The 22,747-nt window shown below is 32.4% G+C and carries 21 protein-coding genes; 10 read left to right on the top strand and 11 right to left on the bottom strand.

All coding sequences use genetic code 11. The annotated features are described in order from the left end of the window. Positions 1–470: 470 nt before the first annotated feature. Positions 471–3,011 (bottom strand): BamA/TamA family outer membrane protein, encoded by a 2,541-nt coding sequence (locus tag Q0828_RS05240; RefSeq protein WP_298418312.1) that lies wholly within the window; start codon positions 3,009–3,011, stop codon positions 471–473. 38 nt (positions 3,012–3,049) lie between these two features. On the opposite strand from Q0828_RS05240, the gene Q0828_RS05235 reads away from it, so the two are divergent. Next, a complete protein-coding gene (locus tag Q0828_RS05235; RefSeq protein ID WP_298418311.1) occupies positions 3,050–3,772 on the top strand; it encodes an RNA methyltransferase in 723 nt (240 codons plus the stop codon). A gap of 15 nt (positions 3,773–3,787) precedes the next feature. Here Q0828_RS05235 and Q0828_RS05230 read toward each other — a convergent pair whose 3' ends face one another. The 5 genes from Q0828_RS05230 to ubiE all read right to left on the bottom strand — a co-directional run bounded on the left by Q0828_RS05230 (position 3,788) and on the right by ubiE (position 7,144). Further along, positions 3,788–4,513: a GNAT family N-acetyltransferase gene (locus tag Q0828_RS05230; protein WP_298418309.1), complete on the bottom strand. Its 726-nt coding sequence runs from the start codon at positions 4,511–4,513 to the stop codon at positions 3,788–3,790. Further along, positions 4,510–4,959, bottom strand: a complete 450-nt coding sequence (locus Q0828_RS05225) for a DMT family transporter (RefSeq protein WP_298418307.1) — start codon at positions 4,957–4,959, stop codon at positions 4,510–4,512. The genes Q0828_RS05230 and Q0828_RS05225 overlap by 4 nt, the downstream gene beginning before the upstream one ends. A 115-nt stretch (positions 4,960–5,074) precedes the next feature. Continuing rightward, positions 5,075–5,674, bottom strand: a complete 600-nt coding sequence (locus Q0828_RS05220; protein WP_298418305.1) for a Crp/Fnr family transcriptional regulator — start codon at positions 5,672–5,674, stop codon at positions 5,075–5,077. A gap of 16 nt (positions 5,675–5,690) precedes the next feature. Continuing rightward, entirely contained in the window at positions 5,691–6,410 is a 720-nt protein-coding gene (locus Q0828_RS05215) for a porin family protein (protein ID WP_298418303.1), read from the bottom strand. Positions 6,411–6,415: 5 nt separating this feature from the next. Next, the gene (ubiE, locus tag Q0828_RS05210; RefSeq protein ID WP_298418301.1) at positions 6,416–7,144 is read right to left on the bottom strand and encodes a bifunctional demethylmenaquinone methyltransferase/2-methoxy-6-polyprenyl-1,4-benzoquinol methylase UbiE; all 729 of its coding nucleotides are present in this window, start codon (positions 7,142–7,144) and stop codon (positions 6,416–6,418) included. 161 nt (positions 7,145–7,305) lie between these two features. Between ubiE and trkA the strand changes: the two genes are divergently transcribed. The 3 genes from trkA (at position 7,306) to Q0828_RS05195 (ending at position 10,494) form a co-directional block, all read left to right on the top strand. Further along, positions 7,306–8,655: a Trk system potassium transporter TrkA gene (gene trkA, locus Q0828_RS05205; protein WP_298418299.1), complete on the top strand. Its 1,350-nt coding sequence runs from the start codon at positions 7,306–7,308 to the stop codon at positions 8,653–8,655. Positions 8,656–8,664: 9 nt separating this feature from the next. Continuing rightward, entirely contained in the window at positions 8,665–10,155 is a 1,491-nt protein-coding gene (locus tag Q0828_RS05200) for a potassium transporter TrkG (RefSeq protein ID WP_298418297.1), read from the top strand. A gap of 105 nt (positions 10,156–10,260) precedes the next feature. Then, positions 10,261–10,494, top strand: coding sequence for a hypothetical protein (locus Q0828_RS05195; protein ID WP_298418295.1), 234 nt, complete (start codon positions 10,261–10,263; stop codon positions 10,492–10,494). 577 nt (positions 10,495–11,071) lie between these two features. Here the strand turns inward: Q0828_RS05195 and Q0828_RS05190 are convergent. Then, entirely contained in the window at positions 11,072–12,253 is a 1,182-nt protein-coding gene (locus tag Q0828_RS05190) for a pyridoxal phosphate-dependent aminotransferase (RefSeq protein ID WP_298418294.1), read from the bottom strand. 100 nt (positions 12,254–12,353) lie between these two features. Here Q0828_RS05190 and Q0828_RS05185 point away from each other — a divergent pair, with 100 nt between their 5' ends. Then, positions 12,354–13,082: a hypothetical protein gene (locus Q0828_RS05185; protein ID WP_298418291.1), complete on the top strand. Its 729-nt coding sequence runs from the start codon at positions 12,354–12,356 to the stop codon at positions 13,080–13,082. Positions 13,083–13,128: 46 nt separating this feature from the next. On the opposite strand, the gene Q0828_RS05180 is transcribed toward Q0828_RS05185, so the two are convergent. Then, the gene (locus Q0828_RS05180; RefSeq protein WP_298418289.1) at positions 13,129–14,175 is read right to left on the bottom strand and encodes a fatty acid desaturase; all 1,047 of its coding nucleotides are present in this window, start codon (positions 14,173–14,175) and stop codon (positions 13,129–13,131) included. Positions 14,176–14,292: 117 nt separating this feature from the next. On the opposite strand from Q0828_RS05180, the gene rsmG reads away from it, so the two are divergent. After that, complete coding sequence (gene rsmG, locus Q0828_RS05175; protein WP_298418288.1) at positions 14,293–14,922, top strand: 16S rRNA (guanine(527)-N(7))-methyltransferase RsmG; 630 nt, start codon at positions 14,293–14,295, stop codon at positions 14,920–14,922. Positions 14,923–15,009: 87 nt separating this feature from the next. On the opposite strand, the gene Q0828_RS05170 is transcribed toward rsmG, so the two are convergent. Both Q0828_RS05170 and Q0828_RS05165 read right to left on the bottom strand, forming a co-directional pair. Continuing rightward, positions 15,010–16,689, bottom strand: coding sequence for a DUF6029 family protein (locus Q0828_RS05170; protein WP_298418286.1), 1,680 nt, complete (start codon positions 16,687–16,689; stop codon positions 15,010–15,012). Between the two features lie 50 nt (positions 16,690–16,739). Beyond that, a complete protein-coding gene (locus Q0828_RS05165) occupies positions 16,740–17,228 on the bottom strand; it encodes a TlpA disulfide reductase family protein (protein WP_298418285.1) in 489 nt (162 codons plus the stop codon). A gap of 230 nt (positions 17,229–17,458) precedes the next feature. Between Q0828_RS05165 and Q0828_RS05160 the strand changes: the two genes are divergently transcribed. Beyond that, positions 17,459–18,769 carry an Omp28-related outer membrane protein gene (locus Q0828_RS05160; protein ID WP_298418283.1) on the top strand — a complete coding sequence of 437 codons (1,311 nt, stop codon included), beginning with the start codon at positions 17,459–17,461 and terminating at the stop codon, positions 18,767–18,769. A gap of 165 nt (positions 18,770–18,934) precedes the next feature. Continuing rightward, the gene (locus tag Q0828_RS05155; protein ID WP_298418281.1) at positions 18,935–19,087 is read left to right on the top strand and encodes a hypothetical protein; all 153 of its coding nucleotides are present in this window, start codon (positions 18,935–18,937) and stop codon (positions 19,085–19,087) included. A gap of 90 nt (positions 19,088–19,177) precedes the next feature. Here Q0828_RS05155 and pruA read toward each other — a convergent pair whose 3' ends face one another. After that, positions 19,178–20,803 (bottom strand): L-glutamate gamma-semialdehyde dehydrogenase, encoded by a 1,626-nt coding sequence (gene pruA, locus Q0828_RS05150; protein WP_298418280.1) that lies wholly within the window; start codon positions 20,801–20,803, stop codon positions 19,178–19,180. 201 nt (positions 20,804–21,004) lie between these two features. Here pruA and Q0828_RS05145 point away from each other — a divergent pair, with 201 nt between their 5' ends. After that, positions 21,005–21,733, top strand: a complete 729-nt coding sequence (locus tag Q0828_RS05145; RefSeq protein ID WP_298418279.1) for an NRDE family protein — start codon at positions 21,005–21,007, stop codon at positions 21,731–21,733. Continuing rightward, entirely contained in the window at positions 21,726–22,739 is a 1,014-nt protein-coding gene (locus Q0828_RS05140) for a DUF6695 family protein (RefSeq protein ID WP_298418278.1), read from the top strand. The genes Q0828_RS05145 and Q0828_RS05140 overlap by 8 nt, the downstream gene beginning before the upstream one ends. The last annotated feature ends 8 nt before the right edge of the window (positions 22,740–22,747 follow it).

The following is a 22,747-nucleotide window of genomic DNA, read 5'->3' as shown; positions in this document are numbered from 1 at the left end:
ATTACAAAAGTAATAAAAATGTGAAGAGTTTTTGTGTAGTTGACAATTTTAGAAGTGAAACTATGATGACTTTTACGAATTTGATAATTTTAGTCGTTTTTTGACTTATATTCCTGTCAAAATGTTTGTGTTTTTGAAGAATTATTGATTTGTTTTTGATACAAATAAAACGCTGTTTTGTAGCCGTTTGAGAGCGCAAACGTTTTAGTATTTTTAGATTGTAAATATTGAATGCTAGATTTTGAATTAAAAAGTGCTTTTAAGGGTGTTATTGAAATCGTAAAACATCTCGATACAAATTTCTTTCAGAAATTAACTCGATGTGGCGTTTTTTTGCAAGTTTAGGTTTTCTGTGAAAACTGAAGAGTAAATAAAGCAGGATTAACAAATCAACAGAATAACAAATACTAAATACTGAAATTTAAAATGGAAAACTCAAGATGTAAAAGTAACTCCAAATACAAAAAAAACTAAAAAGGATAATTAATACCAATATTATACACTGCGTTTCCGAAGTTGTAATCTTTAAACCAACGATTGCCAATGTCATATGCAGGATCGTATGTTTTGAAACCAACATCAAAACGGAGTACGAAGAAACTAAAATCGTAACGCAAACCAAATCCAGTTCCTAAAGCAAGATCTTGTAATGATTCAAGACCATTAAATTTTCGATCTTCGTCTTCAATATCATCAAAAACATTCCAAATATTTCCAGCGTCAGCAAATAAGGCACCTTTAAAACTTCCGAATAAGTCAAAACGATATTCTACGTTTGACGTTATTTTTAAGTTCGCTTCATTAAAATCTAAAATACTAGCTGATCGTCCAGGGCCTAATTGATATGCACTCCAAGCTCTGTTATCATTTGATCCACCACCAAAGTAACTTCGAGCAAATGGAATATTGTCTGAGTTCCCATAAGGAATGGCAATTCCGAAAAACGTACGAAACGCTAATACATCTCGTTTTCCTGAAAGTTCCCAGTGTTTTATAAAATCGAATTCTGTTTTTACATATTGCGAATAGGGAACGCCAAATAATTTGTACTTTCCACGATCATTTTTTTGAAGGTTTGCAGTACTTGCAATCGTAGATAATAAGTTTCCAGCTAATTCTAATTCGGTTCTAAATTGATAGAAATTATTATCAGAAAGACTTTCTTTGTTATTATGTGTAAAGTTAATTTTCGACGAAGCAATTAAGTTGTCTTGCGTTAATCGAAATTGTCGTTGTGCTACACTTAACACTGTTGAAAGTTCACTTGGTGATACAGGATAATTGTTAGATACAACCTCTGAAATAAATGTGTCCGTTTCGCCAGAAGCGATATTTAACGAAGCATCTTGGTCAATATAATCAGAGCTTCGGGCAACCGTATTTAAACGATCGTATGAACTTTGATATACGTTAAAATAGTTACTCGTATTCAAGTTTCTAATAAATTGTAGATTGAACAATTCTAAGTTGAACGAATTCTTTTTACTAGGTGTCCAATTATATCGTATTAGTCCTGTAAAGTTTTGTCGATCCAAACCAATATTTTGTTGCACACTCGTTCCTAACGAAACCACTGTAGTTGGCAACATGTATTTAGGAATAATCTTTTCTGTATTAAACGGAAAAAAGAAACGAGGAAAATTTAACTTAATATCAGTTCCAATTTCAGAAATATTAAAGAATTGATCTTCCGAATCGGCAACATCTTTGGAAGCTCCTAAAGTTCCACGTGCCGAAATTTCTAAGGTTTCAGCACCACGAAATACGTTTCTACTAATTAAAGATGTACTAAACGAAAAACCGTAATCCTGAATGTTAGAATGTGTAATGTCAATATCAAAACCAAGCGAAAATTTCTTTAGTGGAGTCAAATATATATTTGTTGTCAAATCCGTTAAACTGTCGTTTTCATACTGATATTGTATGTTAGGATACTTAAATGTTCGTAAATTACTGATATGTTTATACGTTAATGTTCGATCATTATCTCTGTAAATTTCCCCTGGATTGATAAAAATTGCATTCGTAATCGCTTTTGGACGAAAACGTAATTTATCATTCGAATAAATAGTGAAGTTCTTATATGTTACGGAGTCTACATAGGTTTTTTGAGAATTTTCATAGGTGTAATCCGTATAGATATTTACTTTTTTAATCTTATGAACTTTGTATTCCTTTTCAACAATAGAATCATTTTCTCGAACTTGTAAATTGTTCACTTTTAGTTCCACTGCCAATTTGTAATCTTTGTTAATTGTATCCAATCCAACAGTAGGTTTGATGGAGTTCAATTGAAAGTTATAAATTCCTGAGTTTCTGAATAAAACCGTCAAACGTTCTCGTTCATTATAAAAATCACTTGTATTGAATTGATTTCCAACTTTTAAAAACGACTTGTCTTTGCTTAGGTTGTAGATAGAGTCTAAATCAGGCGATTTTACAATTACATCTAAACTATCAATGAAATAAGGATTTCCTGTGTTTATAGAGTATTTAATGCTAGCTCTTTTTTCTTTGTCAGAAGGGATAATTTCGTACTTCGTTTTTGCATTAAAGTATCCTTTATTTTTGTAATATACCTTTAAACGTTTGGTTGTTTTTCTTGTTTTGATTGAATCAATAATTACGGGTGCTTCTCCTGTTTTTTTTAGCCAATTATTAAATCCTCTTTTGTAATTAGCCATTTCTCTAATTTGTTTTTTAGAGTAACGTCTTTTTAAACGATCGTAACGTTTTGGATTTTTATTAATCCAGGCATTAAAAACGGAATCAGGATTTTCTCCTGCCAAATTATAAATATTGAGTCGTAACGGATAATTTAAAAAACGACTATTCGGTTTTTGATACATTTGACTCAACGCATCTAGATCGTTTGATTTTTCATCATTGACGATCAAATGGTTCTTAACTAGCAACAATTCACCATCTTTTACACGCTTGATAGAATTACAAGCGCTAATCAATGTGAGAATTATAATAAATAATGATATTTTTGCTAAAACAGATTTCAATAAGAGATGTTTTTCGAATTCAAAATTAAACTATTTGCATGATTAGCAAAAGACAAATCAAAACAATAACGAGCTTACATCAAAAAAAGTACCGAAAATTAACAGGACTCTTTGTTGCAGAAGGTAAAAAAGTCATTGAAGAGTTTTTAAACTCTAATTTTGAATTAGATACATTGTTTACTACAGATGTTGATTTATTCGCTTCAGATCGAAAAATAACACTAATTTCTGAACCAGAACTCAAAAAGATAAGTTTTTTAAAAACACCGAATACTTCGTTAGCTTTATTTAAGGTAAAAGAAGTCTCAACTATAGCCACAGAAGGACTCATTGTGACTTTAGATGATGTACGCGATCCTGGAAATTTAGGAACGATTATTCGTTTGTGTGATTGGTTTGGTGTAAAACATCTTGTATGTTCACAAGCTACGGTTGATTGTTACAACCCGAAAGTGATTCAAGCAACCATGGGTTCGCTAACACGTGTAAATGTAGTGTATACAGATTTGAAAAAATACCTTTCAGAAACAAACTTACCAATCTACGGCGCGTTTATGGATGGAAGTAATGTGTATAAAACCAATTTGCCAGCTACTGGAATTCTTGTAATGGGGAATGAAGCTAATGGCGTTTCAGAAGAAATTTCAAATTTAATTACTGAAAAAATTTCAATTCCACGTTTTGGAGAAATTCAACAAACAGAGAGTTTAAATGTAGCCATGGCTACAGGAATTTTATTGAGTGAGTTTAGAAGAGCTTAAACAAATTATAATTAGTTAATCTAAAGCGTAATTTTTCATTATAAATTGTTCTTCAAATCCTAGTTTTAAATACAAACCTTTTCCCATGTTTGACGATTGCAAAGTAATTAATTCGCTATTCATGTTAATAGATTGATTAATCAATATTTTCATTATCTGTTCCGCGTAGCCTTTTCTTCGATGTTCAGGAATGATTCCTACTGCGTGAATTCCCGAAATTCTATTGGTTGTGTATAAAATACCTGTTCCAATTGCTTCATGTAAGTGGTATGCAATATAGAAATCAGCATTTTTTGGTAACGAATTCAATATTGATGGATGCAAGTGATATCCAAAAGATTTAGAAAATAATATAGACCATAGCTTTGCGTCTTTTTCAGTGGTTACTTTTTTTAAATGAATGTTGTTTAATTCTTCATACAATTGATTTCTTTTTAAGAACATTCCTATTTGTTCAAACTTTAGGCTAAACCCGTTTTTCTCTATTATTTTAAAAGAATCATCATTATAAATATCCCAATATGGAATAATTAAATTTTTAGAGATGGATGCCATTTTCTCTTTAGCTAATAGTACAGTTTCATTAGTAACTTCTTGATCAAACCATAACCTATTTGGCCAATCTGAATGTTTAATAAAGCTGTAATTAAAATAAGGTTCTTTAAAATACGAATTGAAAGGTTCGCTTGCTGTTTGCCAAAGAGATGTTAAGTTTTCGATATTCGCCTTGATGTTATTCATTTGATGTTGATTAATATAGCTCCAGAAATCATTGCTATAGTTCCTATGATTTTTTTAAATGTTACGGGTTCTAATGGTAAATTTAGCCAACCATAATTTCCTGCAACAACAGCAAATATCAGTTGACCAGAAAGTCCAATTGAAATCATTGTAGAAATTCCTAACTTCGGTATTGTGTAGTAATACAAACTAATGCCAATAACACTAAACAAACCTCCTGTAAACCATAAGTAAAAAGGAATTTCTTGTAATTGTACTTTTGTTGGAAACGATTTTAAATTGATTAAGACAAACATAAAAGCAAATACAGTGCTACAGCAAAAAGCAATAAAACTTGCCAATAGCGGATTTTTTAGCAAAATGCCCAATTGCGCATTTAATCCACCTTGCATAGCTAAAAAAACACCACCTAAAAATGCTAAAACTAATAAACCGTAATTATTCATATGTTTATATTTATCTCAGTATTTGCCATAAACTAAATAGTTGTTACAATAAATACAATGATTAGTTCTGCAAAGATAAAATGCGGCATTGGTCTGTGCCTTTACATATGTTGATTTAGGAATTTTTTGATATATTTTTCCTAATTCTACTCAATTGAGTTGGCGTAATTCCTAAGTGTGAAGCAATATGGAGTTTTTGAATTCTTTGATCAATAGTAGGATGCTTTTTAAGTAGTTTTAAATAGCGTTCAGTTGCGTTTTCCATTACTAAAGATACTTCTCGTTGTTCTTTGTCAATAACCCAATTTTTTTCTAGGTAAGCAATGTAGAAATTTTTCAGATCGATATTTTCTTCAATAAAACTTCGATACTTTTTGTAATCAAGACTAATAATGAAGGTTTTTTCAAGTGCTTCTAAGGTGAAGTTTGAAGGAGTTGTTCGTAGATATGAAACCATTGAGCCCGCAAAATCAGTTTCAAGAAAAATATTTTTAGTGTAAACGTTTCCGTTGTAGTCTGTTATGTAAGCTCTTAAAGCACCTTTGCAAATAAAATGAACGTTTTTAGCAATCTGTCCGTTTCTTAACAAAATTTCATCTTTTGCTAAATCTTGAAATGTAATTATTGATTTGATTAATGACCAAGATTTATCTGAAAGAGGTGCATAACTTTCAAATTTTAATTTTAATTCTGAAATATATATTTCTTCAGTCAAGAAAAAGGTTTTGAATCTATTGAAACGTAAAGTTGATAAAAATTCCGCGCGTTTGCATTTTCTGAATGTTACTTGTCCAAGGACTGTTTGGATCAACATCTCTAACCAACTCATCATTCAATGCAAATACACCACGAATAGAAGGTGTGAATTTGAAATAATATAAATAGAAATCAACTCCAAAACCTAATTCATAATAATACGTAGTACGCTTCATACGAAACTGATTATTACTATTATCATCAGGGTTTTTTTCATTACTAGATAAATTCAACGAAGTTGAAAATCCACCTACAATAAATGGTTTGATATTATTAATACGTTTTGTCCCAATCTTTAAAAGTAATGGAATATGTACATAACTCGATTTTATTTCACGTACACGATCTACAGGGTCTATAAGTCCGTAACTTTCAGGATATTCTATATTACGTGAAGAAAAGAAAATTCCTGGTTCCAAACGCAAATTCATAAAGTTGTTCAACTTTACATCACCTACCAACCCTACATTAAAACCTGTTGAGGGTTTTAACTGAATGGCGTCTGCATTGTTGTTATATGTAAATTTAAAATCGTAACTATTAAATCCTAAAAAATAACCCCATGTAAGTAAGTTATTATCAATTTGCCCTTTTCCTCCACTTGCATCATTTAAGACTTTTTTCTTGCTAAATAATTGAGCAGAAACAGATTGAAGTGCAAAAACACAACATATGATTACTAAAATCTTCTTCATAAAATCTATTTTGTTGCGGTGTAAATAGTCGCTACACCAAACGTTTGTGGTTTATCTTTCACATCTATAAACCCAATTTTTCGTAAAATATTGTTGAAGTTCTCTCCATAAGGGAATGCAGCAGCAGATTCTGATAAATATCCGTAGGCAGAATTGTCTTTAGAAAAGAGTTTCCCGATTAATGGTAGAATATTTTTTGTGTAAAATTTATAAAACTGTTTAAAAGGTGTTTTGGTAGGAACTGAAGTTTCTAACACTACAAAAATTCCAGTTGGTTTTAAAACACGTAGAATTTCTTGCAAACCTTGCTCTAAATTTTCAAAATTTCGAACACCAAAAGCAACTGTAATTGCATCAAAAGAATTGTCTTCAAACGGGAGTTTTTCACCATCGCCTAAAACCATTTCTATCTTATCATTCAATGCTTTCTTTTTAATTTTTTGTTTTCCAACTTCTAGCATTCCAGGAGAAATATCCAATCCAACAATACGTTCAGCATTTGTTTCTGCTAAATTAATTGCTAAGTCGGCAGTTCCGGTAGCAATATCCAAAATTGTTTTTGGTTGTTGATTCCCAACAAGCTTCACTACTTTTTTTCGCCATTTAATATCAATACCAAAAGAAATTACACGATTCAGGCCATCATAATTTTCTGAAATCGTATCAAACATCTCCGTAACTTGTTCTTTTTTACCCAGATTTGACTCTTTGTATGGTGTTACATTCTTCGACATATAGGAAATTTTGGCAAATATAGACATTCCTAAGATGAATGACCTATTGCAAAGCCTATAATTTACATAGGATATACAATTCTGATACTCAATATAGAAAGTATGCTTTACTAATAGCTTTTTTATCGTATATTTGTCTTCTTTTTTCAATAGATTATTCAATGAAAATTATTATTGCTGGAGCTGGTGAGGTAGGATATCATTTAGCAAAACTCCTTTCTTACGAATCCCAAGATATAACTCTGATAGACTGTGACAAGGACAATCTTACGTATGCAGATACACATTTAGATATTCGTGTTATCAAAGGCGATGCTACATCTATAAATATCTTAAAAGAAGCTCGAGTCGATTCTGCCGATTTGGTAATTACAGTAACTTCCTCAGAAACTACAAACATTACTATTTGTGTATTGGCAAAACAATTAGGCTGTAAACGTACTATTGCACGTATTTCAAATACTGAATTTATTGATAATCAAAAAGAATTGCGTTTTTCAGACTTAGGAATTGACGAATTAATTTCTCCTGAAAAGTTGGCTGCTGCCGAAATAAAATTATTGCTAGATCAATCTGCATTTAATGATAGTTATGAATTTGAAGATGGCGCGTTAACAATGGTGGGAACAACATTACAACGTACCGCTCCATTTGTTGGAAAAAGCGTAAAAGAAGCAGCAAATATTTTTCCAGAATTACACTTTGTGCCTATTGCAATTCAGCGATTTGGAACACAATACACTTTAATTCCACGAGGAGATACACTTTTTAAAGAAGGTGATCAAGTCTATTTCATTACCTCAAAAGGAGGTGTGGAAGAATTATACAAATTGATTGGAAAAGTGAAAGAAGAAATCAGGAATGTAATGATTCTTGGTGGAAGCAATATTGGAATCAAAACATCTAATGATTTATGCAGAAATCGATTTAATGTAAAATTGATTGAAAAAGATAAATCAAAAGCTTTTGAATTGGCAGATGATCTTCCAAATGCATTAATTATCCATGGTGATGGACGAAATGTAGAACTGTTAGAAGAAGAAGGTGTGTACGATATGGATGCCTTTATTGCAGTGACTGGAAATTCAGAAACGAATATTATGTCGTGTTTGGTAGCCAAATCAAAAAACATTAGAAAAACTATTGCACTTGTAGAAAATATGGATTACTTCCAATTATCACAATCTATTGGAATTGATACATTAATCAATAAAAAACTACTTGCAGCAAACAATATATTTAGGCACATTCGTAAAGGAGAAGTTGTCGATATGACTCGCCTGAACAACATGAATGCCGAATTATTAGAGTTTATCGTAAAACGAACTTCTCGCGTATGCGGTAAAAAAGTAAAAGATCTCGATTTTCCACGTTCAGCCATTATTGGTGGTGTCATTCGTGAAGGCGAAGGATTAATTGCTTTGGGCGATTTTCAAATTCAAGAAGGCGATAGAGTTGTAGTATGTAGTCTTCCAAGATCTATAAATAAAGTAGAACGCATGTTTCTATAGTTGTTACCAATGAGAGTAAATTACAAAATCATTTTTCACCTCATGGGACTATTATTACTTTGTAATGGTGGTTTTATGTTTTTGGCTACGCTCATTAGTTTTATTTACAAAGATGGTGTCACTTTGGAAATGTTCTTAGCAGGATTGGTGACTATTATAGGAGGAGCATTATTTATGCTAACAACGCGCGATCATAAAAAAGAAATCAAAAAACGAGAAGGATATATTGTGGTAACCTTCGGTTGGATTTTTATGTCGCTTTCAGGAACGTTTCCGTATCTCTTTACAGAAACAATTCCGAGTTTTACCAATGCGTTTTTTGAAACCATGTCCGGATATACAACAACTGGTGCCACTATTCTTGAAAAAATAGAAGGTTTGCCAGAAGGAATACTGTTCTGGCGAAGTCTTACACATTGGATTGGAGGAATGGGAATCATTGTATTAGCTATTGCTATATTACCATTGTTGGGAATAGGAGGAATGCAGCTATTTGCAGCAGAAGCACCTGGGCCAAGTGCTGATAAATTGCATCCAAGAATTACGGATACAGCAAAGCGTTTATGGTTAATTTACTTTGGATATACTGTCGCTGAAACCATTTTGCTAAACTTAGCAGGAATGTCCTTTTTTGATGCTATAAACCATGCATTGTGTACCTTGTCTACAGGCGGGTTTTCAACAAAAGATGCTAGTGTAGCGTATTGGAATGGGCAGCCAATTATTCAATATATTATCATTCTATTCATGTTCTTAGCAGGAACAAATTTTGTTTTGAGTTACTTTGCATTCAAGGGAAAAATTCAGAAAATCATAAAAGATGAAGAATTTAAAATTTATGCAATTCTTACACTCATATTTACTTTAATTGCTACTGCAATTATTTATACGCAAGCAAATGTACAACCTTCTGATTATCATCCGATGGTTTGGGGTGAATTGGAAAGTGACTTCCGACATTCATTATTTTCGGTAATTGCCGTGATTACAACCACAGGTTTTGTAACCGCTGATTTTACTTCATGGACGACATTTTTAACAATTTTCTTTTTTGGTTTAATGTTTCTTGGAGGTTCTGCAGGTTCAACTTCTGGAGGTGTAAAAGTGGTAAGACACTTATTAATGATTAAAAATGGATTGCTGGAATTTAAACGAACATTGCATCCAAGAGCAATTATTCCTGTACGATACAACAACAAATCGGTTTCAGAACATATTGTATACAATATCTTAGGCTTCTTTATCCTATATATGTTATTATTTATTATTGGAGCGCTAGTATTAGGTTTCGTAGGATTAGATTTTGAATCTGCCGTAGGTGGAGCCGCTTCTTCTTTAGGAAATGTAGGGCCTGCTTTGGGTAAATTGAATCCGTTAGAGAATTATAATGTAATACCTTCATTTGGAAAATGGTGGTGTGCCTTTTTGATGCTTTTAGGACGTTTGGAATTATTTACAGTATTAATTCTTTTAACGCCATTTTTCTGGAGAAATCGTTAGTCTACAGTGGTTTAAAAAATAAATTTGTATATTTTTTTTAAAAAGAGTGTAACATTTTTTGTATTTGTCCGTCATACATGTGTAAATCAATCAAAAAACAATATTATGAAAACTACACATCAATTACACACAAATTCAGTTCCCGTCGAAACAAATCAAGAAGATGCAAACAACGTTCAAAGAGGTTTGTTAACATCAACATATAAACAACAAATTCGATCAAATACATTTGGTTTAAAACAACGTATTAAGAAAAATCGTCATCATTTAACTTCTGTAACAGGAACAATCCTAAAAGTTTCAGTATTTGTGATTGCATATCTTATTGCTTTCGTATAAATCATTTTGAAAAAAGGGGAAAAATCCCCTGTAAAAGGGTTTTTTAACTTCAAATGTTTTAATCATCTTTACATCAGTAAAAAAAGAGATTAAAACACAATGCGAAAAACATTTAACTTTCTGGAATTTTGTTTGTTAGCAAGTATACTTTTGTTGACAAGTACAGTGGTTATGATTTTTACAAATATGGATGTTTCCATAGAAACTCCTGTGTCAAGAACACTATTCGGTATCGATTTAAATTATTGTATAGTTATCTTTTACGCCTTCAATTTATTCTTATTCTTTGGAATTAAAGAGTTTTTTTGGCGATACAAACGAAAGTTTCCAAATACCATTATTTTAACTAGTGGTATCATATTAACGATTTCACTTTTAATACTTAATATTATATAGTTAGTCTCAATCAAGATAAAAGGTGTCCTTATCAAACACCTTTTATCTTATTTATTTCTACATCTTGGGTTAGTTAGTCTTGGTGTAGTGCCAAAGTGAAAAATCCTTTTAGTTTAACGAATTAAAAAAGCTGTTCTCTTTTCAGAAAACAGCTTTTTTTATAGATGTTTTTTAATTTTTTTTAAAGCACGTCTTTAATTTGTTGAATGGCAGCTCTTAGTTGTTCTTCTGAAGCGGCATATGAAATACGAATACAGTTTGGGTTTCCAAATGCAACACCTGTTACGGTAGCTACGTTTGCTTTTTCTAACAAATACATTGAAAAGTCCGTTGCGTCATTAATGATTGTTCCGTGAAGTGTTTTTCCAAAGAATGATGATACATCTGGGAATACATAAAATGCGCCTTCAGGTGTGTTTACATTAAATCCTTCAATATCTCTTAAAAGTTCTAAAACAATATCTCTACGTTTTAAAAACTCATCCATCATGTATTGAATTTTATCTTTAGAGGCTCCTAAAGCGGCAATTGTAGCGCGTTGAGCGATACAATTAGCGCCACTTGTTACTTGCCCTTGAATTTTATTACAGGCTCTTGCTACTGCTGTTGGAGCGCCAATGTATCCAATACGCCATCCAGTCATGGCAAAAGCTTTAGAAACACCATTTACGGTAATGGTTCTATCGTACATTGATGGAATTCGGGCAATACTAAAGTGTTCTTTTGTAAAATTGATATGTTCGTAAATTTCATCTGAAACGACATATATATTTGGATGTTTTTCTAAAACTTCTGCTAATGCTCTTAATTCGGCTTCACTATATACTGAACCACTTGGGTTGCAAGGTGAGCTAAACCAAATCATTTTAGTTTTTGGTGTAATAGCTGCTTCTAATTGCTTAGGTGTCATTTTAAAGTCTGTTTCAATAGAAGTAGTCACTTGCACAGGAACGCCTTCAGCAAGCTTTACAATATCACTATAACTTACCCAAAATGGAGCAGGAAGAATTACTTCGTCACCTTCATTTAATAAAACCATTGCGATATTTGCTAACGATTGTTTTGCACCAGTAGAAACTACAATTTGTGAAGCTTCGTACGTTAATTGGTTATCGCGTTGAAACTTATTGATAATGGCTTCTTTTAAATCAGCATATCCATCTACAGGAGTGTAGCTATTATAATTGTCATTAATTGCTTCAATTGCTGCTTCTTTAATAAAATCAGGTGTGTTAAAGTCAGGTTCTCCTAAACTTAATCCAATAATATTTTTTCCTTCGTTTCTTAATTCTCTAGCTTTTGCAGCCATTGCTAGGGTTGCTGAAGTGGCCATGTTTAATACGCGCTCAGATAATAGTGCCATTGTTGTGTTGTGTTTAATCTGTGTATAAATAACTGAATTGTGCGAAATTAGTTATTTTTGGTTAAGGATAAAAAATAGTTATCAATAATCACAAGAAGAAATGACAAACGAAGAAAAGCTAAATTCTGAAACCTATTTTGTTGAAACTGTAACAACACAAATTATAGAAACCAAAAAACGATTGGATCGTTTAGTATTTCTTTTGATTTTGTTTAGTGCTGTTGGTGCTATTTATTATAAAGAACCGCCAGAAGGATTAAACATTGTAGTGTCCAAAATTACGCCATTCGGTTATCATTTGGGTATTAGTTTTGGCTTACTTGGGATTTTTGCTTTGATAGGATCAAAATTTATTGATTATATCACAAAGCGAAAAAAAATAGACGACTACTTGCTAAATAATGATTTTTTAATATCAAATTACAAATTATCGTATATTCCGTATCCTGATGAACCTACTCCAAATCAGATAGAGATCAATAAGTTACACTATATTTCAAGAACAGTTGTGCCAAGTTCTTTTTATGAGTTTTTCTACACTTTGTTTTTTTCAAAAAAAGATTTGCGACTACCTTCAGTATATGTCTTAATGACCATTTTTATGATCTCTCATGCAGTTTCTATTATTCATGCAGTTCAAGTTTTCGAAGGAGATTTTGACTTTTTAGCAGCTATTGTATTGTTTGCTGTATATACTGTTTTGTATGGAGGTTTTTTAAATTCTATAAAAAAATATAGAGAAGCACTTCATTTGCCAGCTTACAAATATGCTGCATTTTTTGGAATTTTGACATTGCTAGCTTTAATGATATTAAAAGCATGTAATTAAAAAAAGTCTACCAATTGGTAGACTTTTATATGAAGTTATTTTTTATTTAATTAGAAAAGCGCATCTTTTCTAACTTGTAATATTCTCTAAAAGTAATCATACGTTGTTGTTCTTCATCCCATAATTTGTGGAACATCATTTTTAAACCATCTTTAAAAGAAAGTGTGGTTACGTATTTTGATAAAATTTTGTTTTCAGTAAAACATTTTTTTAAGTTATAGTTTGGAATTCTACTGTTTAAATGGTGAATATGGTGAATTCCAATATGTCCAGTAAACCATTCCATGATTCTTGGTAATTTTAAATACGAACTACCTTTAATTGCAGATAGTACAAAATCCCAGTCTTTTTTCCATTTCTTATATGAAAATTCATGTTGATGTTGAATGTAAAAAAACCAAAAGGCAATAATTCCGAAGAAAAATAAAATGATAAATTGAACAGCGAAAAAACTTGCCCAACCTGTTAAGTATCCTAGAATCACATAAGGAACAATGATTACAAGATTATCTTTTAATAAAAGATATGTAGTCCTTCTCCAGTTATTAAATGTTAAGAAAGGATATTTTGTGGTAATGATTAAATAATATACTGGCGCGATTATAAAAATTACAATTGGACTTCTAAATACTTTGTATTTAAACTTTCCCCACCAATTTTTGGCTCTAAATTCTTCTACTGTTAAGGTTGGTAAATCTCCAACTTGCCTTGTTTCAAGTTGCCCGTTATGTCCGTGATGAAACGTATGAGTTTCTGCCCAGTATTTGAAGGGTAAAAAACTAAATACGCTACAAATGTATCCGATAGCGTCGCTTGCTTTTTTCGATTTAATAAATGAATTGTGCCCGCAATCATGTTGAATGATGAAGATTCGAACTAAAAAGAATGCATTAACAATTCCTAATAAAAAAGTGAGAATTAAAGAAAATTCAAGTGTAAAATACATTAAAACCCAAACGGCTATGAATGGCAAAAATGAAGAAGCCATTTGTCCGATTGCTTTTTTAGTACTCTTTTTTTTGTATTTGGCTATGATAGACTTCCAATTTCTTAGAGAGTCTTTAATTTCTTGATCAACATTTTGCTGCGTCATGGAGGAAACTATTTTGTCGTTACTTAGTAACGATGTACATTATTTTATATTGCAAATATCGTAATTTGAAACAATAAATTTACATAATCATAAATAAAGATTAGTTTTGTCGTAGATATGGAAATTATACAAAAATATTTTACCGATTTAACAGAGGAGCAAATTGAGCAATTTGGTCAATTGGAAGTGTTATATAAAGAATGGAATGCACAAATTAATGTCATTTCTAGAAAAGATATAGATGAGTTATATATAAGACACGTACTGCATGCGTTGGCAATTGCAAAAGTGCAACCGTTTAGTGCAGGTACACGAATTTTAGATGTTGGAACCGGAGGTGGATTCCCGGGGATTCCATTGGCAATATTGTTTCCTGAAGTTCAATTTGTATTGGTTGATGCTATTGGTAAAAAGATAAAAGTTGTACAAGCTGTAGCTGAAAGTATAGGGCTGACAAATGTTTCTGCACACCATATGCGCGCTGAAAAAGTAAAAGGTGAATTTGACTTTATTGTAAGTAGAGCAGTAACTAATATGCCTGATTTTGTAAAATGGGTTCGGAAAAAAGTTGCAAAAAAACAACGACATGAACTCAAAAATGGAATCTTATATCTAAAGGGAGGAGATTTAACAGAAGAACTCAAAGATTTTGTGCGAGCACAATTGTTTTCAATTCCAGATTTCTTTGAAGAAGAATTTTTTGAAACTAAAAAAGTGGTGCATTTACCATTAAAATATAAACCATAAATTAAAAATCCCTTACAAATAAAATTGCAAGGGATTTTTCGTGTTTAGTTTGTTGGTTTGGTTATTGAGAAATCTTTTGTTTCTTTTTTAGAATGCTGTAGTAATATTTACGGTCAAGCCTGTACTTTGTGGTACAAAACGACAAACTCCTCCAACACATACAAGTCCACCACGTTGTCTCCCATAGTTTAAGGCAAGTCTGGTTGCACCTCTTGCATAACTACCTCCAACATTATAATAGTGAATTTGCTCGTCTTCTACGTCATTTCCGTAGTTGTAAATATCTGTAGCATAAAATGACAATCTAGGTGTTACGTTGAACTCTATAGTTCCACCAGCCCAGTTTTTGTCATCATCCGGAGTCCATAAATGTTGTAATTCAAATCGAAGTGATCTTTTTGAATTGATTTTATATGTTCCTTCTACAACAGCAATATTTGAGTTTACAACACCACGTTCATCAATAATAAAGCGTTGGTTGTAATATTGATTTACAAAGTAAAAGATACTTTGCCATTTCTTATTCCATTTTTTTCTGACTTCTAAACTGAATTCAGAAAAATATTTTCTACCAAAACCAAAATATTCTATTTCAGCATCTCTCTCAGTAAAATCAAAATCTCCGCGTAATCCTGCCCAATAAGAAGCGTTTACAGCAACTTTAGTTCCGTATTTACCTCCAAGTGTACTTCCTTTTTTGAAATTGTAAAACATGTCTATTTGTCCACCAATTTCTCCAAATTTATTTAATGTTGGATCGGGAACAGAAATAGCTGCTTGTGCTTGGTATACGTAAATATTTGTTAATGCATAATCGTGCTGTTTTGTTAAACCAGGTAAATAGTTCATGATATTTTCATTGAAAACATTTCCAGCAGCTTCTCTTTCAGAAAAGAAGTTCATATTTTCTAATCTTCTAAAAGTAGCATCAATTCCAAGTCCTTTTTGAGAATATCCTACATTTACTAAAAGTGCGTTACCTTTTTCTACGAAGTTTTCAATATATCGTTGAGAATTTACAACGGCATCTTTTCCTTTAGTAATGTATTCAATACCAGAATAAAAAGAATTTCCAGAATAATCTAATCGTGCAGAAAAAGCATTTGTCAATTCATCAAATCCAGTATTTTGGAAATCTTCAGGAATATCTTGTTTTCTTCCTACATAACTTAAACCAGCTGAAACTGTAGAAGAATCTAAACTCAATGCGTTTGACAAGTCAATTTCTGAATTGAATCCGAAAATTTCTCCATCCGAAACTTTAAAACCATCACGTTGTTGTGCGTACATTGCTGTAAAAGCTAATGCATTTGATGGTTGATATTTAATGCGTCCACCTCTAAAAGCATTGTTAATACCTAAAGGTCTGTTTTCCCATCCTCTTAAGATAAGTCCGCTTCCAAATTGCTCATAGAAATAACCAGCAGTTACTTCAAGCTTTTTGGTTTTGTACATTGCATAATAAGTTGCAATGCCTGTATCATCAAGTTTTGGAGAATAGTTTAATAGTGGCATTGGTGCATAAGATTCAACTTGAATTCCTGCAAACCATTTTCCGTAATTGTAGTCTAATTTTAGGTAGTTGTTAGATCTAAAGTGTTCGTCTTCGGCAAACTTTCCAAGTGATGTGTCATCATTATACCATTGTATATTTGATTCAAATCCACCAGAAATAGTTCCCCAGTCTTTCTTTTTTTCTTCATCCTGTTCTTGTGCAATTCCAACGGAAAAAGCGAGTGCAAAAGATAGGTATAGTAATTTTTTCATTTAATTCGTGTGAGTTAGTTTAATTTTGGTTGGCTAGTTTGGTGAAAATACTATTTGGCATTTTTCTTAACTACATCATACAATTGATCTTCAGCTCCAGGTTGATATCCTGTATGGCGCCAAACAACTTTACCATCTTTAATTACGATTACGTGTGGAATAACAGAGATGTTTAAAGATCGTTGTAAATCTTGATTTTCATCTAAAAGAATATTGTATTCCCAACCTTTACCATTAATTAATGGTTTGATTCTTTTTTTAGTTCTAGCATCATCTGTAGCAATTGCGATTAGCTCAACATTTGTTTCATCAATCCAATCTTCATAAACTTCACTAATAGCATCTAGTTCGTTAATACATGGTACGCACCAAGTAGCCCAAAAGCTAATTATTTTTACACCTTCTCCTTTGGTGATTTCGTCCATTGAAATTGAAGTTCCATTTAATTTCTTTACCGTAATATTCGGAATTTCTTTTTGTGCATTTGCTTGTATTGTGCATAATAGGAATATGGCAACAATACTCATAATTGACTTCATAATATTTAGTTTAATAGTGAGAATGCTGTAAATATATAAAAGCTCACGTTAAAAAAGCAATAAAAATAAAATAATTCGTTTTTTGCATTTTCTAGACATTCTCTATATGAATAGTAGGCTATTTATTTGATTTACTGTTTATTAGATTTTTCTTTTTTTTAACAAAAATTTAATATAAATTAGACCCCAATTACACCAAAACCAAACTTTATAAACAAAAAAAAAGTCTTATGAAAACAAAAAACATCTTAAAATGTTTAGTTGCTGTTTGTGCTTTATTCGTTTACTCTTGTAGTAGCGATTCAGACGGCGACGGAGGAACAACTCCAGCTCCAGGAGGAGGAGGATCTGCAATTACTTCAATTACTGTAACGGCAAGTAGTAATTCAGTAGAAGTAGGTAATGCTGTTACTTTTACAGTAAAAGGAAATGATGGAACTGATGTAACTTCTAGTTCTACAATATCAATTAACAATGCTGATATTACAGGAAGCTCTTTCACGGCTAGTGCACCAGGAACATACACAGTAAAAGCTACGTATGAGCAATTAACAAGTGTTCAGCTTTTTATCGAAGTAACTGCTGGACCTATTACTGCATTACGAGTTGAAAGTGCTACTACTAGTATAAAAGTAGGAGATACTGCTGACTTTACAGTTATCGGAACTGATGCTTTAGGAAATGAATATACAATTACAAGTGATGCAAGTCTTTCTGTAAACGGAACTGCAATTACAGGTAATAGATTTATGGCTACTCAAATGGGTGATCTTACAGTTGTAGCAACAAAAGATGCTATTACTTCTGATGATTTTATGGTTGCTGTAACTGGTGAAACTGCGCCGGGAACATTTGCTAAAAATGCATTAATTGAAGATTATACAGGAACATGGTGTGGATGGTGCCCGAGAGTAGCATATGCTATTGAGCTTGTTGAAGCACAATCTGATAGAGTATTTGTTAATGCTGTGCATAGTGGTGATCCAATGGCGAACAGCTATGGAGCTACTTTAGATAATATATATGTTACATCTGGATATCCTACAGCGGTATTAAATAGAGATGTTGATTGGACATACCCAGAGCCAAGTAATGTTGCACAAGCTACAAACTTAGCTACCGGAACTACAACTTCAGGTTTATCTATAAACTCTTTATTAAAAGGAAATCAATTAGATGTATATGTAAGTACAGCATTTGCTGCAAACGCACCAGGCGCTAAATTAGTAGTAATGATTCTTGAAGATGGAATCGTAGCTTCTCAAGCTAACTATACAAGTTATTATGGTGCAGCTGATCCAATTTCTCAATTTGTACACAACCATACTTTAAGACACTCTATTACAAATGTTTTAGGTGATGCTATCCCTAACATTGCAGGTGGTACTAAGAATGAAGAAGTGTTTAGTATTCCTGTTCCAAGTACAGTAAACAATGCAAACGAAATGTCAATTCTTGCTTTAATCGTAGCAGCAGACGGAAAAGTTCTTAACGTGAACGGTGCGCATGTAGGAGTAGATAAAGATTTCCAAGCAAACTAATAATTATAATTAGCTAGAATTCTCTTGGATTCTTAAAAATAGAAAGCGACTCAATTGAGTCGCTTTTTTTATTCATATGTTTGAGATATAGATTCTTACGGTGAAACCGTACCGAAAAATGATTTTGAGTGTGTATTTTTAAAACATTAATCAAAATTTTATATCATGAAAAAAAGAAATTTAAAAAAGATTAGCTTAAACAAGAAAGTAGTTTCAAACTTTGAGGTAGAAGAATTAAAAGGAGGAGCGCTTAGTGATTTATGGCATTATGATGAAAATGGAATGGGCGTTTGCTGTACTTTTTTTGGGCCATGTTAAATCCATAGAACCATAAATAACAATAATATAAAGAATAAAAAAAGCCAGTATAAATTTATACTGGCTTTTGAATTTATATAATTATTAGGATTATCCTAAGAATGGGTATCTGTAATCTATAGGAGTAACAAAAGTTTCCTTAATTAAACGAGGAGAAACCCAACGCAATAAGTTTTGAGCAGAACCAGCTTTATCATTAGTTCCTGAAGCTCTTGCGCCTCCAAATGGTTGTTGTCCTACAACTGCACCAGTGGGTTTGTCATTTACGTAAAAGTTTCCAGCGCAGTTTTCCAATGCTTTTGTAGCTTCGTCAATAGCATAACGATCTCCAGAGAATACAGCTCCTGTTAAAGCGTATTCGGAAGTTTCATCAACTAATTTTAATGTTGCTGACCAATCTGCATCTTCATATACATATATAGTCATCACTGGACCGAATAATTCAGTCTCCATAGTTGTGTATTTAGGATCTTTTGCAATAATAACTGTTGGTTCTATAAAATATCCTTTCGATTTGTCATAACCTCCACCTATAATAACTTCTGCATCGGCATCCGCTTTAGCTTGATCAATATATTTAGCAAGTTTGTCAAATGAACCTTCGTGAATTACCGCCGTAATATAGTTTCCTAAATCGCCAGGTGATCCCATTTTGAAAGAAGCAACATCTTCTTTTACATAATTGATAACTTCGTCAGCCATTGACTTAGGTAAATATGCTCTTGAAGCAGCACTACATTTTTGTCCTTGGAATTCAAAAGCACCACGTGTAATTCCTGTAGCAACTTGTTTAGGGTTTGCACTTGGGTGCGCAACGATGAAATCTTTTCCGCCAGTTTCCCCAACAATTTTAGGATAAGTTTTATAATTGTGAATGTTGTTTCCGATCTTTTTCCAAAGTTCTTTAAAAACATAAGTAGAACCTGTAAAGTGAACTCCTGCAAAATCTGGGCTATCCAAAACAGTATCTGTAATCATAACTGGATCACCATATACAACATTAATAACACCATCTGGTACTCCAGCTTCTTTAAAAATATCTACAATTACTTTTGCAGAGAAAATTTGACTATCACTTGGTTTCCAAACAACAGTATTCCCCATCATGGCAGCGCTTGCAGGTAAGTTAGCAGCAATAGCTGTAAAGTTGAAAGGTGTAATTGCATATACAAAACCTTCTAATGGCCTGTACTCAACACGATTCCAGATACCTTCAGCTGAATCTGGTTGCTCTTCATAAATTTGAGACATAAATTCTACGTTGAAACGTAAAAAGTCAATCAATTCACAAGCAGAGTCAATTTCTGCCTGATGCACAGTTTTAGATTGTGCAATCATTGTAGCGGCATTAATCTTAGCTCTGTACGGTCCAGCGATTAATTCAGCAGCTTTTAAAAAGATAGCTGCACGTTGTTCCCATGTTAATTGCGCCCACTTTTCTCTTGCTTCTAAGGCAGTTTCAATAGCTTGTGTTACATGCTTTTTTTCTGCTAAATGATACGTTCCTACAACATGTTGGTGATCGTGTGGAGGTGTCATTGTTCTGGTATTTCCAGTTTTTACCTCTTCACTACCAATGTACATAGGAACATCTACGTTTCCATTAAAATAAGCATCGTATTGCGCAGTAACAGCTGCTCTCTCAGGTGTTCCTGGTGCGTACGATTTTACCGTCTCATTTATAGCAGTTGGAACTTGAAAAAATCCTTTTCCCATAGGTGATATATTTAATTGTGTATTGATTAAAAATTTGCGATGCAAAGATACAAAAAAATGTGCCGTAAAAGGCAGTCCATTTTTTGTTGTCTCAAACCTTTTATAAGTCGGTTTTTATGAAAAAACATACATTTGTATAATTAAGCAATAACTACAGAAAAATTTTGTAAGTTGCTCACTTAAAGTTAGACCAAGCTTTCTATGTGCACAGTAAGTTTTATTTATAAAGGAAATCAGGAGTTTGTATTAACTTCAAGTCGTGATGAATTCCCTGCACGTGTTGCAAATATGCCCGCTACATATGATGTGTTAGGTGCAAAAATGGTTTACCCGAAAGATGTGCTTTCTGGAGGAACTTGGATAGGAATGAGTAATAAAAAACGTGTTGTTTGTTTACTAAATGGAGGTTTTGAAACTCATGAGCGTTTGCCGGAATATCGTCATAGTAGAGGAATTGTAGTGAAAGATTTTTTAGCAACAAATACTATCCAGGAAACGGTAAAAATTTATAATCTTAACGAAATAGAACCATTTACAATGGTAATTGTTGATTGGAATAATGAAATTCAATTGTTTGAATTCGTTTGGGATGGAACTCAAAAACACTTTCGAAAACTATCGTTAATAATTCCGCATATTTGGTCGTCTTCTACGTTGTATACAGGTGAAATGAAGCAATTGCGACGTGAATGGTTTACAGATTTTCAACAAAAAAACGAACTTACTGCAATGTCAATATTAGATTTTCATCAAAATGCAGGAATAGGCGATCCTAGTATTGATGCAATGATGGATAGAGGAATAGTGAAAACAATTAGTATCACGCAAGTGGAAAAAAAAGAAGATGCAATTACGATGAAATATCTAGATGTTAACGCAGATTCAAAAAGTGAAATTTCTTTAAATTCAGCAGTTATAGTACATGAGTAATACTGGTACAATACTAACATTAGCATATCCTGACACTATTGTGATGACTGCGGCAGAATGGTACTCTCCATATCTTCGGTTCATTGGTATTGGTAAGAAAAAATATGTACGAGCTGGGCATGCTGCTTTGGTGCTCATTGATAATAAAACAGGAGATTTAGCGTATCATGACTTTGGTCGATATATCACAAAAGAACCACATGGAAGAATTAGAGGAAAGAAAAGAGACCGTGAACTCGATTTTCCTTTGAAAGCAAAAATTGTAGGTGGGAAAATCACCAATCTTGATGAAATTCTACAATTCTTAGCAACAAATCCACAACTTACACATGGAGAAGGGAAGTTGTTAGCTTCTGTTTGCGATGCAGTAAATTATGAAAAAGCATTAACATGTATAGCCCAATTGCAGCGAAAAGGTTCTATGTATTATGCGGCTTTTCGAAAGGAATCGTGTAATTGTGCTCGATTTGTCACAACAACATTAATAGCTTCTTTAACAGATGATAAGGTTAGAAAAGCTTTAAAAAAATCTACTTGGTTTACGCCAAGTACTGTTGGGAACGTTATGTTGGCTAATACACAAACTGACGTGTATGAAGTTACTGAAAAAGGTATTGGGCTATTTACATCAACTTCACGAAAAGAAACATTGCGATGTTTTTTAGATAAATTAAAAGGATACGAACCAAATTTTGTCGGAACTTTAAAACCTAAACATGTTGAAGGAGTTGCAGACAATGCACAATGGTTACCTGGAATTGCTTGCGGAACTTGGTTTGAAATTCATCCGCTTCCGGCAATGTCATTTAGTTATAGGATTCGTAGAATAGCACCATATGGTAATATAGATGTAGATGGTATTTTTAAAGTGAACGATCCTACTTTTGACATTCAACAACCGTATCAATTCATACACAATTCAAACTGTTTGTATTGTAATATTAAACAAGGTGATACAATTTATTACTTTAGTTTCGAAAAAGATTATTTGTTAGCTATTGAGTAATTTGTATT

Origin of the sequence: uncultured Kordia sp. (genome assembly GCF_947496985.1) — a bacterium.
Classification (GTDB): domain Bacteria; phylum Bacteroidota; class Bacteroidia; order Flavobacteriales; family Flavobacteriaceae; genus Kordia.
Note: the sequence above shows the minus strand (reverse complement) of the source record. Positions and strands in the feature narration are given on the sequence as shown.

What these genes read in the sequence shown, in the direction of transcription:
- Q0828_RS05235 (WP_298418311.1), top strand. Translation starts at nt 3,050, where the DNA reads ATGATTAGCAAAAGACAAATCAAAACAATAACGAGCTTACATCAAAAA.
- Q0828_RS05230 (WP_298418309.1), bottom strand. Translation starts at nt 4,513, where the DNA reads ATGAATAACATCAAGGCGAATATCGAAAACTTAACATCTCTTTGGCAA.
- Q0828_RS05225 (WP_298418307.1), bottom strand. Translation starts at nt 4,959, where the DNA reads ATGAATAATTACGGTTTATTAGTTTTAGCATTTTTAGGTGGTGTTTTT.
- Q0828_RS05215 (WP_298418303.1), bottom strand. Translation starts at nt 6,410, where the DNA reads ATGAAGAAGATTTTAGTAATCATATGTTGTGTTTTTGCACTTCAATCT.
- ubiE (WP_298418301.1), bottom strand. Translation starts at nt 7,144, where the DNA reads ATGTCGAAGAATGTAACACCATACAAAGAGTCAAATCTGGGTAAAAAA.
- trkA (WP_298418299.1), top strand. Translation starts at nt 7,306, where the DNA reads ATGAAAATTATTATTGCTGGAGCTGGTGAGGTAGGATATCATTTAGCA.
- Q0828_RS05200 (WP_298418297.1), top strand. Translation starts at nt 8,665, where the DNA reads ATGAGAGTAAATTACAAAATCATTTTTCACCTCATGGGACTATTATTA.
- Q0828_RS05195 (WP_298418295.1), top strand. Translation starts at nt 10,261, where the DNA reads ATGAAAACTACACATCAATTACACACAAATTCAGTTCCCGTCGAAACA.
- Q0828_RS05190 (WP_298418294.1), bottom strand. Translation starts at nt 12,253, where the DNA reads ATGGCACTATTATCTGAGCGCGTATTAAACATGGCCACTTCAGCAACC.
- Q0828_RS05185 (WP_298418291.1), top strand. Translation starts at nt 12,354, where the DNA reads ATGACAAACGAAGAAAAGCTAAATTCTGAAACCTATTTTGTTGAAACT.
- Q0828_RS05180 (WP_298418289.1), bottom strand. Translation starts at nt 14,175, where the DNA reads ATGACGCAGCAAAATGTTGATCAAGAAATTAAAGACTCTCTAAGAAAT.
- rsmG (WP_298418288.1), top strand. Translation starts at nt 14,293, where the DNA reads ATGGAAATTATACAAAAATATTTTACCGATTTAACAGAGGAGCAAATT.
- Q0828_RS05170 (WP_298418286.1), bottom strand. Translation starts at nt 16,689, where the DNA reads ATGAAAAAATTACTATACCTATCTTTTGCACTCGCTTTTTCCGTTGGA.
- Q0828_RS05165 (WP_298418285.1), bottom strand. Translation starts at nt 17,228, where the DNA reads ATGAAGTCAATTATGAGTATTGTTGCCATATTCCTATTATGCACAATA.
- Q0828_RS05160 (WP_298418283.1), top strand. Translation starts at nt 17,459, where the DNA reads ATGAAAACAAAAAACATCTTAAAATGTTTAGTTGCTGTTTGTGCTTTA.
- Q0828_RS05155 (WP_298418281.1), top strand. Translation starts at nt 18,935, where the DNA reads ATGAAAAAAAGAAATTTAAAAAAGATTAGCTTAAACAAGAAAGTAGTT.
- pruA (WP_298418280.1), bottom strand. Translation starts at nt 20,803, where the DNA reads ATGGGAAAAGGATTTTTTCAAGTTCCAACTGCTATAAATGAGACGGTA.
- Q0828_RS05145 (WP_298418279.1), top strand. Translation starts at nt 21,005, where the DNA reads ATGTGCACAGTAAGTTTTATTTATAAAGGAAATCAGGAGTTTGTATTA.
- Q0828_RS05140 (WP_298418278.1), top strand. Translation starts at nt 21,726, where the DNA reads ATGAGTAATACTGGTACAATACTAACATTAGCATATCCTGACACTATT.